This is a genomic window from Mycobacterium sp. UM_WGJ, from assembly GCF_000455125.1.
In the GTDB taxonomy this organism is placed as follows: domain Bacteria; phylum Actinomycetota; class Actinomycetes; order Mycobacteriales; family Mycobacteriaceae; genus Mycobacterium.
In genome coordinates this window covers 1-11,372 of record NZ_AUWR01000094.1, presented here as the reverse complement: position 1 = coordinate 11,372, position 11,372 = coordinate 1, and the positions used below count along the sequence as shown (strand labels likewise).

The 11,372-nt window shown below is 67.5% G+C and carries 9 protein-coding genes; 4 read left to right on the top strand and 5 right to left on the bottom strand.

Annotated features, from left to right (window positions below):
- Window positions 1-218 precede the first annotated feature (218 nt).
- The 5 genes from N416_RS0120755 to N416_RS0120735 all read right to left on the bottom strand — a co-directional run bounded on the left by N416_RS0120755 (window position 219) and on the right by N416_RS0120735 (window position 7,558).
- Window positions 219-1,664 carry an amidase family protein gene (locus N416_RS0120755; protein ID WP_024444012.1) on the bottom strand — a complete coding sequence of 482 codons (1,446 nt, stop codon included), beginning with the start codon at window positions 1,662-1,664 and terminating at the stop codon, window positions 219-221.
- 93 nt (window positions 1,665-1,757) lie between these two features.
- The gene (locus tag N416_RS0120750) at window positions 1,758-3,125 is read right to left on the bottom strand and encodes an FAD-binding oxidoreductase (RefSeq protein ID WP_024444011.1); all 1,368 of its coding nucleotides are present in this window, start codon (window positions 3,123-3,125) and stop codon (window positions 1,758-1,760) included.
- Between the two features lie 29 nt (window positions 3,126-3,154).
- Complete coding sequence (locus N416_RS0120745; RefSeq protein WP_024444010.1) at window positions 3,155-5,686, bottom strand: FtsX-like permease family protein; 2,532 nt, start codon at window positions 5,684-5,686, stop codon at window positions 3,155-3,157.
- A complete protein-coding gene (locus N416_RS0120740; RefSeq protein WP_231384365.1) occupies window positions 5,668-6,465 on the bottom strand; it encodes an ABC transporter ATP-binding protein in 798 nt (265 codons plus the stop codon). Before N416_RS0120740 ends, N416_RS0120745 begins: the two co-directional genes overlap by 19 nt.
- Before the next feature lie 298 nt (window positions 6,466-6,763).
- On the bottom strand, window positions 6,764-7,558 hold the full coding sequence (locus tag N416_RS0120735) for a hypothetical protein (protein ID WP_024444008.1): 795 nt from the start codon (window positions 7,556-7,558) through the stop codon (window positions 6,764-6,766).
- Window positions 7,559-7,629: 71 nt separating this feature from the next.
- On the opposite strand from N416_RS0120735, the gene N416_RS0120730 reads away from it, so the two are divergent.
- From N416_RS0120730 to N416_RS0120715, 4 genes are all read left to right on the top strand, one after another.
- Window positions 7,630-8,625: a Ppx/GppA phosphatase family protein gene (locus N416_RS0120730; protein WP_024444007.1), complete on the top strand. Its 996-nt coding sequence runs from the start codon at window positions 7,630-7,632 to the stop codon at window positions 8,623-8,625.
- Entirely contained in the window at window positions 8,622-9,629 is a 1,008-nt protein-coding gene (locus tag N416_RS0120725) for a hypothetical protein (RefSeq protein ID WP_024444006.1), read from the top strand. Before N416_RS0120730 ends, N416_RS0120725 begins: the two co-directional genes overlap by 4 nt.
- A gap of 17 nt (window positions 9,630-9,646) precedes the next feature.
- The gene (locus tag N416_RS0120720; protein ID WP_024444005.1) at window positions 9,647-10,489 is read left to right on the top strand and encodes a sugar phosphate isomerase/epimerase; all 843 of its coding nucleotides are present in this window, start codon (window positions 9,647-9,649) and stop codon (window positions 10,487-10,489) included.
- A gap of 65 nt (window positions 10,490-10,554) precedes the next feature.
- Window positions 10,555-11,355: a thioesterase family protein gene (locus tag N416_RS0120715; RefSeq protein ID WP_036458865.1), complete on the top strand. Its 801-nt coding sequence runs from the start codon at window positions 10,555-10,557 to the stop codon at window positions 11,353-11,355.
- Window positions 11,356-11,372 lie beyond the last annotated feature (17 nt).

Below are 11,372 nucleotides of genomic sequence, written 5' to 3'. Positions count from 1 at the left end.
GTTATCTTGACAAGCCCCTCTATCGGCATCGCTGACGGCACTTTTTGCGTCAACGGTTATGCATATTGGATCTACCAAACTGCGGCGACGCGACCAACGTTCCGCCAAGCGAGCAGACCATGAATTTGGGACAGACGAGTGATCCGCGCGTGAAGACCCGTGGCTGCCCCTGACTCTGGTAGAAGAGCTACCAGCCTTGCTGAGCCCGGGTCGCCGGCCTAGCCCACCTGCGACAGCAGCGCCTCGGTCGGTGGTCGGCGCTGGGTCCAGGGCTGCACCGATTCGATCTGCGCCGCCAGGGAAACCAGGGTGGCCTCGTCATTGGCCCGCGCCACCAGGTGCACCGCCTCGGGTAGGCCGTCGTCGGCGATACCGGTCGGCACGGAGATGGCCGGCTGACCGCTGTAGCACTGGGGGAAGGTGAACGGGATGAACTTGAGCATCTTCAGCATCGCCCGGGTCGGCCCGAGCCCCTCGAAATAGCCCACCCGCACCGGCGGGATCGCCAGCACCGGGGTCATCAGGATGTCGAAGTCGGCGATTCTGCGCTGCGAGCGGGCGGTGATCCGGGACTCCGCGGCGACAGCCCGGCGAGCCAGCCAATCCGGCACCAGTCGGCTGGTTCGGGCCTCAGCCTGCATACGCCGTTCCAGCAGTTCGGTTTTCGGGAGCCGCTCGATCTCGTGGGCGAACCCGTTCATAAACAGTGCGAGCACCGCGGCGATACCCAGCACCGGATAGACCGGGTCACGCTCGATCACTTCGTGGCCCAGCGAGCGCAACAAATCTGCGGTCTCAAGGACCGGTCGCCGTACCTCATCGCTGACGTGAACCGGGACCACTGGCTTGAAGGACATCGCGATCCGCAGTGGCCGAGGAGCCGCGAGCAGTGTCTCCATCAGCGGGGGCGCCGGTGGGGGCGAAGGAATCTCGTCGTCGGGTTCGGGGCCGGTCATGGCGTCATGCAGTAGGGCGGCGTCCATGACGCTGCGCGCCAGCGGCCCGATGTGGTTGAGCCCGTGGAACCGGTAGGCCCGCTCCGGTGACTCCTTGGTGCTGACCCGGCCGCGCTGGCCCTTCAGGCCGACCAGTCCGCAGCAGGCCGCCGGAATACGCACCGACCCGCCGCTGTCGCTGCCGGTGGCGCCGGGCACCATGCCGGCGGCGACGGCGGCCGCCGAGCCGCCGCTGGAGCCGCCGGTGGTCCGGTAGAGATCCCACGGGTTGCGGGTCACACCCCAAGTCGCCGACTCGCTCACCGGGTAGGCGCCGAACTCCGACAAATGGGTCTTGCCGATGATCACCGCGCCGGCGGCCCGCAGCCGTCGCACGGCGGCGCTGTCGGTGCTTGCCGGGCCGACGTCAATTCCGGTGCCGCACATCGAGGAAACGCCGGCCACGTCGGTGTCGTCCTTGACGGCGATGGGCACACCGGCCAACGGCAGGGCTTCGCCGGCGGCCAATCGCTGCTCGACGTCTGCCGCCTCGGCCATCGCTCGGTCGCCCATCACCGTGCGGAAGGCGTTCAACACCGGGTCAAGCCGGGCGATCCGATCCAGATACAGGGTTACCAGCTCGCGCGGCGACACCTCACGCGCGCGTACCAGCTGCGCCAAGCGCGCGACGCCGGCGAAGGCCAAGTCATCATCGTGCGCGGCAGGCATCCTTGCGTCCTTTCCCCCGCGGACAACAATACCCACCGTGCGTTGGCGTAACCGTGTGTCCGCGTTGGCGACACACTGAGAACTGCCGAGCGGTCAGCTCCCCGTCGCCGGCTCGATGTTGTGGTTGAGGGTGAATCGGTTGGCCGGATCAAGGCGTGCCTTGAGCTCGGCGAGACGGCGGTATCCGGCGTCACCGAATGTCGCGCGAATGCGGTCTTGGCCCTCGTCGCCGACGAAGTTCAAGTACGCACCGGCCGGTCCCAGCGGTCGCAGGATCTCGAAGGCCTGCCGGGCCCACGCCGTGCATCGCGCGCTCTCGGCGGGGTCGGTCCACGTCGCCATCAAATGAATGATGTAGGGGTGTTCGCGGGCGACGATGGCCGTCGACTCCGCCGGAACCCGGCTGGCGAAGCCGCCCAACCGGATCAGGTGCAGCCGGGTCTGCGCAGACGGGCGCGACCGCCCCAACAGGGCGATGCGCCGGATGGCCTCATCGGTGAGCTCGGTGACGAACAGCGACTTCCAGTAGTTCAGCCAGCCGTAGGGCGCCGTGTAGTCCAGGGCCTGCTGCCAGGTCGAGTAGTCCAGTTTGTGCTGCAGGGCCACCACCGGCTTGGCCGCCACGCCGCGAACATTGAGCAGGGCGCTGACGTCGTCGCTACCGGTCTGGTCGGTCCGTGTGGAACAGGCCAGAACGTTGACCAGTGACTGGCCCGTCGTGAGGTCACTGGAGAAGTCGAGGATGGACGCCAGGTGGTCGGGCGCGTTGTCCATCTGGGCTCGGAAGTGTTTGAGGGCTGCCTCGGCGTCGGCGTCGGGGTAGGACTGCACGCCGGCCACTACACCGTCGACCGGGTGCAGGCGCAGCACGAACTGGGTCACGACGCCGAAGTTGCCGCCACCGCCGCGCAGCCCCCACAGCACGTCGGCGTTCTCGGTCTCGCTGACCGTCATGACGTCGCCGGACGCGGTCACCAGGGTGGCGCCGATCAGGTTGTCGCAGGTCATGCCGTGGGCTCGGGAGAGCCACCCGATGCCGCCGCCGAGCGAAAATCCGCCGACGCCCGTCGTCGACACCACGCCGCCGGGGCAGGCCAGGCCGTGCCTGCTGGTGACCGGGTCCACGTCACCCCAGGTGGCACCGGCGTCGACGTAGGCGATCCGCGCCTCGGCGTCCACCCGCACCCCACGCATCTGGGTGAGGTCGATGACAATGCCGCCATCGGTGGCCGAGTGGCCGGCGACGCTGTGACCGCCGCTGCGCACGGCGATCTGGGCACCGGAGTCCACGGCATAGCGCACAGCGGCGACGATGTCGTCCTGCGAGCGGCACTGCAGGACCACCTGCGGGCGCTTGTCGATCAGGCCGTTGAAGACCTGGCGCACCTCGTCGTAGCGGGCGTCGCCGGGGTAGACGGCATCACCGGTGAAGCCGGGCACGGTGGGGGTGGTGGCTGTCATCGCATCCTTAGCGGGTCAGCGCGGCGAGCTCACTCGTCGCGGAGTTCGGTCGCCGGAGTGGACCGAGTGCTCTTCCAGGCGGGAATGATGGCCGCGAACACCGCGGCGATGGTGGCCAACACCGCGTAGAGGACCGCGTCGGACCAGGGGAACACCAGCGGCGTGACCAGCCCGACGTTGACCACGGCTGCCCGGCGCACCGCCTCGGAGATCGCGATAGCGAGTACCGCGCCGAACAGGCCGCCGGCGGCCCCGGCGATGACTGCCTCGACGGTGGTGATGCTGAACACGCGCAGCCGGGTGGCACCCAGCGCCTGGATCAGGGCCACTTCGCGCCTGCGGCGGATACCGACCAGCAACAACGTCGACAGCACCGAGATGAAGGCGATCGCGAGCAGCCCGTACTTCAGGGTGTTCAGCGGCGTGAGGTAGCGACCGATGGAGGCCGCGATGTCGGCGGCGTAACCGTCGGTGTCCACCGCCGTCACCGGCTGGTCGAACTGCGTGGCCTTGATGTTCTCGATGACCTGATCGGCGCTGAGTCCGGGGGCCGGGGTGGCGAAGATCAGGCCGGCGGGCTGGGGACCGTAGATCTTTTCGGCGATCGCATAGGGCATGTAGATCCGGCGTCCACCGTATTCGGGCGTAGCCACAATGGTGCCGATACTCATCGCCTGCGCGTCGAGTCCACTTCCAAATACGAGAGTGTCACCAATGTGGAGATTTTTCTCGCGTGCCAGCACGCTGCCAATGACGACCTGATTGGCTTTCTGGCTTGCCTCCGGGGATTGCCCCGCGAGTAATCCGAACGGAAATGTCGGTCGATCCTGCGCCTGAATATGGGCCAACGATCCGTCTTTGAGGCTGATCTCGATTTCAGCCATCCGCTCGGTTTTTTCTACCCCGGCCACGGAGTTCAGTTTGTTGACCGTCTGCGGAGCGAATCGGGCATCAATGGGGCCGTAATCGGCGAACTGTGTAGTGGTGATGGCAATGCGGCCGTCCGCCTGCGATTCGGCGACCTTGGTGGCACCGATGTGGATCGCCACCAGGAATCCGGACAGTAGGATCGCGACTACGACAGGAACCGCGATGGCTCCGGAGATGGCCGCGGTGCGGGACCTGTCTGAGCGCAGTGCGTTGAGCGCGATGGTCAGCGTGGCCCCGCTCGACTTGTCCGGTCGCGGGCGCAGGCTGGTGATCGCCTGCGCGCTCAAGTACGCCGTGGCCAGCAGCAGACCGATGAGGGCGACGACCGCCCCGACATCGGCGATGATGGCCTGCCAGGCGACCAGCGCGCCGGAGAGCGTAGCCAGCCGAGCGGCGATCACCCCGGCCAGCCCGATCGCTAGCAGCAGTAACGCCTTGAACCAGATCTTGCGCTGCGTGGTCTGTTCCTGGGCCGCTCGACCGGAGAGTTCGGCCGCGATGGGAGTGTTGGAGGCCGACAGGGCGGGGCCGATCGCGGCGCCCACCGCCAGGAAGATGCCGGCCAGGACGCCGATCACCAGGATCGCCGGTTTGAGGATCACCGGGACGGTGACGCCGACGAAGCGTTCGGTCAGCTCGCTGGCGCTGGCCACGATCGGTTCGGAGATCACGATGCCGGTCAGCACACCCATCGCCGAGCCCACCGCACCCAACAGTGCGGCCTCGCTGAGGAATCCGGTCATGATCGACGCCGGTGAGGCCCCCAATGCCGACGCGATCGCGATCTCGCGTCGGCGCTCTTCCACTGAGAGCCGGGTGATCTGGGTGATCAGGATGACCCCGACACCGATCGAGATCAGGGCGAAGATCCCGAGCAGGGGCAGCAGCACGTCGTTCACGTTGTAGCCCTTCGCGGGCTCGCTGCGGGGCTGCACGGTGTAGGTGGGGCCGAGCGTGGTCTTCAGGCGCTGCTGAACCTCGCCGGCGTTGGCGTCTTTGTCCAGGGTCACGTACAGCATGTCCACCCGGTCGCCGCGGGCGAACTGCACCTTCGCCATGCTCAGCGGCAGCACCGCGACCAGGCCGTTGTTGACGTCGTCGAGATCGGCCACCCGCTGGAACTTCTCCAACGACAGCTGCCCGACGTCGGTGACCAAGGTCGCCGAATCATTCAGGGAGTCGCCCAGGGACTTCGAGGTCGCCGGTGGGGGCTCCTGCTGACCCGTCTGGCAGACCTTCGGGTCGACGATCCACTGGGCCGAGCAGTCCACGCCCAGCGCCAGCCCGAAGCTCTCTTTGCCGTCGTTGCGGATCATCGTGACACCGCGAATGACCGGCACCACGGCTGCCACCCCGGGCACCGCCCGGGAGTCCTCGACGACGGCGGGACTGATGCCGCCGCGGGTGGCGGCCCCGACCACGCGCAGCGGCGCGGGTCCGGCGATCTGGTAGCCGACGTCTTCGACGGCCTTGGAGACGCTGGTGACCTCGATCATGACGGCCACGACGACTGCCACTCCGCCGCCGAGCGAGAATGCCGCCAGTGCGGCCCGGAATGCGTGTTTACGGACGGCGCGGAAGTTGATTATCCGCAGCAGGCCGAACGTCGCGGCTAATGTTCCGCGAGCCATGTCACATTATTTGCCGCGTGAGCCATTCCGCTGTCGGTCTCAACTTCACCGTCAAGCAATGAGATCAGACGAGGAGCGTCGTCAGCTATTTTCCGGTCGTGGGTCACCAAAACAATTGTCTGGCCGGCTGCGTTCAGGTTATACAACGCGTCAATAACCCGCTGACCGTTTACGGTGTCGAGGTTGCCGGTCGGCTCATCGGCGAGAATCACGTCGGGCTTCATGAAAAGCGCCCTGGCGACGGCCACACGCTGTTGTTCGCCGCCGGACAATTCCGACGGGACACGCTTGGACTTGGCGGCCAGGCCGACCTGGTCGAGCAGGCTCATTGCATGCGCGTGCTGGGCGCGGCCGGATTTACCTGCCAGCAGGCCCGGGAGCATCACATTCTCAACCACTGAGAGGCCCGCCAGAAGGTTGAAGGCCTGGAAGACATAGCCGAGCGTCTGACATCGCACAGTGGCCAGCTGCTTGCGTGAGAGCTGCGAGACGCTTTGGCCGTTGATGAGGACATCGCCGCTGGTAGGCAAGTCCAGCAGGCCGAGGATGCTCAGCAGGGTGGACTTGCCCGAGCCCGACGGGCCGACCATCGCGACGAATTCGCCGCGAGTTATCTGGATATCGATGTTGCGCAAAATCGGCGTGGCGGTATCGCCCTCGCCGAACTGTTTGTTGAGTTTGCGCGCTTCAAGGACCACAGGAGGCCTAAGGACGACCGGCGACGTGTGTCCGTTCCGGTTGAGCTCCATATCTACGGTATGCATCTCGGTCCTGATCATGAATCTCCGGCGGGCGTCGTAAAATACCGATCATGCCCGCGTTGGGCGCGTTTCTCAATTCAGTACGCACTCCGCGAAGTTGGTGCGCTACGCGGCGCTATGGGCCGAGCATACCGGCGCTGGTCGCCTGCTGAAAATCGTTTGGTCGTGACCCCCGCCACCCGTGGCCGTCGCGCTCCCGGACCGATGTCGCGGGAACCCGACATCCCCGGCGACCCCGGATGGGCCAGAAAGCGCCAGCTGAGCTGCGGCGATCCAAGGCATGGATTTGCGGCCACCCAAGTGCACGATGCTCCGGTCAGGTGCGCCGGGCCTCTGGGGTGGCGGGGTGAACAGCCACCAGGCCGAGTTCGTTACGTCGCTGGCAGATCGCGGCCAGCTCGGCGTACGCCTTGGACCCGAGCAACTCGGTCAGTTCCGGGGCCAGACTCTGCCAGACCTGCCGGGCGCCGACGTGTGCTGCCGGGTCGCCGGTGCAGTACCAGTTCAGGTCTTCGCCGCCCGGGCCCCAGCCGCGCCGATCGAATTCGGTGATCGTGGTCTTGAGGATTTCGGTGTCGTCGGGGCGAGTGACCCAGTCCTGGCTGCGCCGGATCGGCAGCTGCCAGCACACTTCGGGCTTCATCGTCAGGGGTTCCACGCCGAGCCGGACAGCCTTGATGTGCAGGGCGCAACCCGCGCCGCCGGCGAACCCCGGCCGATTCAGGAAGATGCAGGCGCCCTTGACGGTGCGGGTGCGCAGTTGTTGCTCGCCGTCGTTCTCGTCGTATTCCAGGTAGCCCTTGCGGCCCAGACCTTTGTCGCGCAGCTGCCAGTCGGCGTCGGTGAGTTGGGAGACCGCGTCATCGAGGTTGGCGCGGTCGTCGTCGTCACACAGGAAGGCGCCATGTGAACAGCACCCGTCGTCGGGGCGGCCGGCCACGATGCCCTTGCAGGCGGGGGTGCCGAAAACACAGGTCCAGCGGGACAACAGCCAGGTGAGGTCGGCGGCGATCAGGTGTTCGGGGTTGTCGGGGTCGTAGAACTCCACCCATTCGCGGGGGAAGTCCAGCTCGACTTCACCGGGATGGGAACGGTGCTGCGCGGGGGTCACGAATCTCCACGCTAGACCAGAAATTCACGTTGCCTCACCATGTCCGGGCCTGTCCCCACTAAGTTGGGTGCGTGCGATTAGGGGTGCTCGACGTCGGCAGCAACACCGTCCACCTGTTGGTGGTCGATGCCCACCGGGGTGGTCACCCGACTCCGATGAGCTCGACCAAAGCCACGTTGCGGCTGGCCGAGGCGACTGACAGCTCCGGCAAGATCACCCGGCGCGGAGCTGACAAACTGGTGTCCACGGTGGGCGAATTCGCCACCATCGCAGCGAGTTCGGGCTGTGCGGAGTTAGTGGCGTTCGCCACCTCGGCGGTGCGAGACGCGTCCAACTCCGAGGACGTGCTGGCCCGGGTTCGATCGGAGGCCGGTGTCGAATTGCAGGTGCTCGCCGGCGAGGACGAATCCAGGCTGACATTCCTGGCGGTGCGGCGCTGGTTCGGCTGGAGTGCCGGACGGATCAACAACCTCGACATCGGTGGTGGCTCGCTGGAGATGTCCAGCGGTGTCGACGAGGAGCCGGACGTGGCGCTGTCCCTGCCGTTGGGCGCCGGGCGGCTCACCCGGGAGTGGCTCACCGAAGACCCCCCTGGCCGGCGTCGGGTGGCCATGCTGCGGGACTGGTTGGACACCGAGCTGGCAGGTGCCGCTGCGGAGGTGCTGGAAGTCGGGCCGCCCGATCTGGCGGTCGCGAGCTCCAAGACGTTTCGTTCGCTGGCGCGGTTGACCGGGGCGGCGCCATCGGCCGCCGGCCCGCGCGTGAGGCGCACACTGACCGCCACTGGCCTTAGGCAGCTCATATCATTCATCTCTAGGATGACCACGGCTGATCGGGCCGAATTGGAAGGGGTGAGCGCCGAGCGTGCGCCACAGATCGTGGCGGGTGCTCTGGTGGCGGAAGCGAGCATGCGAGCGCTGTCGATTGAAACGGTGGAGATTTGCCCGTGGGCGCTGCGGGAGGGTTTGATCCTGCGCAGACTCGACAGTGAGGCCGACGGCGTCACCCTGTTCGGATCTCCAGCGGCGGGCATGGCCGCAGCGCGGTCAAAGGGAGGGCACCGATGAGTGGACCCAAGCCTGACCCCCGCGACGTCGAGACGCGACCCATCTCGGTAGCCGAACTGCTCGCCAAGAACGGCAATATCGGTGCCCCGCCGGTCACCGGGCGACGCCGGCGCCGGCGCGGCAATGCCGACGCCGTGACGGTCGCGGAACTGACCGGGGAGATCCCGATCATCCGCGACGAGGCGCCGCCCCAGCTCGAGGTCGCGGCTCCGCCATCGGCATCGGCCGACGGTGAGCCGAGCGGTGCCCTGCCCGTCGGTCCGGCACCCGGATTCGTCGAGGAGGACCGGCCCGCGACCGGGCCGCGTCCGGTGCAGCGGGTGGAACCCGCCAAGCGGCCGGCAGCCGAGCCGCGCTGGCCCAAGTCCCCGCCGCAGGCGCCACGCGGCAGTGGACCCGAGCAAAGCCCCTACCCCCGGCCGATGCGGCGGTCCGACCCGCCGCCGGCGGCAGACAACGGCCAGCCGGACGAAACCCGGCCGACAGGCTCGGGGGCCGAACGGATGCGGCCGGATCCGGTTGACACCTATACCGATATAGCCGTCGATGTCATGGAGAGCGACGTTCGCGATGCCGATCTGCCGGCCGGGGACTCCGCATTCGTGCGGTCGTTTTTGACCAAGGGCCGCTCCACCGAGCGAGCGGGCGGCTCAGCGTTGGTCGCCGACGGACAGGCCGAGCTCGCCGACGCCGACAGCGCCGAGGCGGCCGCCGACGTCGAGCCGGCCGACCTCTACGTCGGTCGCCCGGGCGTGGTGGGCGGCTTGCTGGTGGTGCTGCAGTCGCTCCTGGCGGTGGCATTCGGCGGCGGCCTATTCATCGTTTTCGACCAGCTGTGGCGGTGGAACAGCATCGTGGCCTTGGTGCTCACGGTCCTGGTCACACTCGGCCTGGTGGCCGCGGTGCAGGCGGTCCGTAAGACCGTCGACATCGTCAGTACGTTGATCGCGGTCGCGGTCGGTTTGCTGGTTACGTTGGGGCCGCTGGCGTTGCACGCCAATTAGCCGTTCACTATTACTTCGTGCGCCCTGCCATCAAGGTCGGATTGTCGACCGCTTCCGTCTACCCGCTGCGGGCGGAGGCTGCCTTCGAATATGCGGCTCGGCTCGGCTACGACGGCATCGAATTGATGGTGTGGGGGGAGTCGGTCAGCCAGGACATCGGCGCCGTCCGACGGTTGTCGCGCAAGTACCGGGTGCCGGTGCTGTCGGTGCACGCACCGTGCCTGTTGATCTCGCAACGGGTGTGGGGCTCCAACCCGATCTCCAAACTGGAGCGCAGCGTCCGGGCCGCGGAGCAGCTCGAGGCCCAGACCGTGGTGGTGCATCCGCCGTTTCGCTGGCAGCGACGCTATGCCGAGGGCTTCAGCGATCAAGTCGCCGAATTGGAATCCGCCAGCGATGTGGCGGTAGCGGTGGAGAACATGTTCCCGTTCCGCGCCGACCGGTTCTTCGGCGCCGATCAGTCCCGCGAGCGGATGCGTCGCCGCGGAGGCGGCCCGGGAGCGGGGATTTCGGCGTTCGCACCGTCCCACGACCCACTCGACGGCAACCACGCGCACTACACGTTGGACCTGTCGCATACCGCGACCGCCGGCGCCGACGGGTTGGAGATGGCCCGCCGGATGGGCTCGGGGCTGACGCACCTGCACCTGTGTGACGGCACCGGGCTGCCGGCCGATGAGCATCTGGTGCCCGGACGCGGTGACCAGCCCACCGCCGAGGTGTGTCAGCTGCTGGCCTCCAGCGACTTCACCGGTCACGTGGTGCTGGAAGTGACCACCTCGCAGGCGCGCTCGCCGCACGAGCGTGAGGCGCTGCTGACCGAATCGCTGCAGTTCGCCCGAACGCATCTGCTGCGCTGATCGCCCGATCGCTGAGTTACAAGGAGCCACGCGTGACTTCATCATCCACGCTGTTCACCGATGCCATGCGCCTGGTGCGCATCGACGGTCATGACCACAGCGATGATGTCGCGTCGTTTACCGGCGAGCTCAACGAGCATTGGACCATCGGCCCGAAGGTGCACGGTGGCGCGATGCTGGCGCTGTGCGCCAATGCCGCCCGCACCGCCCACGGCGGGGCCCTGCAGCCGGTCGCGGTGTCGGCCAGCTATCTGTGGGCACCGGACCCCGGCCCGATGCAGCTGGTGACCACGATCCGCAAGCGTGGACGCCGGGTCAGCCTCGTCGATGTCGAACTCAACCAGGGCGAGCGCACCGCGGTGCGCGCCGCCATCACGCTCAGTGAGCCCGAGCACCAGGCGCCGCCACTGCTGTCGTTCAACCCGGTGGTGCCGTTGATGACGCCGGAACCTCCGCCCGGCTTGGAGCCGATCGGTCCGGGGCACCCGATGGAACACATCGTGCACCTGGCGCACGGCTGCGATATCCGGCCGGCACTGACCACGCTGGGCCCCCGCTCGGACGGCGGGCCGCCGGTGATCGAGATGTGGGTACGGCCCAAGGATGCCGTGCCTGACGTGCTCTTCGCGCTGCTGTGCGGCGATGTGTCAGCTCCGGTGACCTACGCCGTCAACCGCAACGGCTGGGCGCCCACCGTGCAACTCACCGCCTACTTGCGGGCCATCCCGGCCGACGGCTGGCTGCGGGTGATCTGCAGCTGCGTGCAGATCGGCCAGGACTGGTTCGACGAGGACCACACCGTGGTCGACTGCGAAGGCCGCATCGTGGTGCAGACGCGTCAGTTGGCGATGGTGCCGGCCCGGTAGCGGGCGACCCGCCGCGC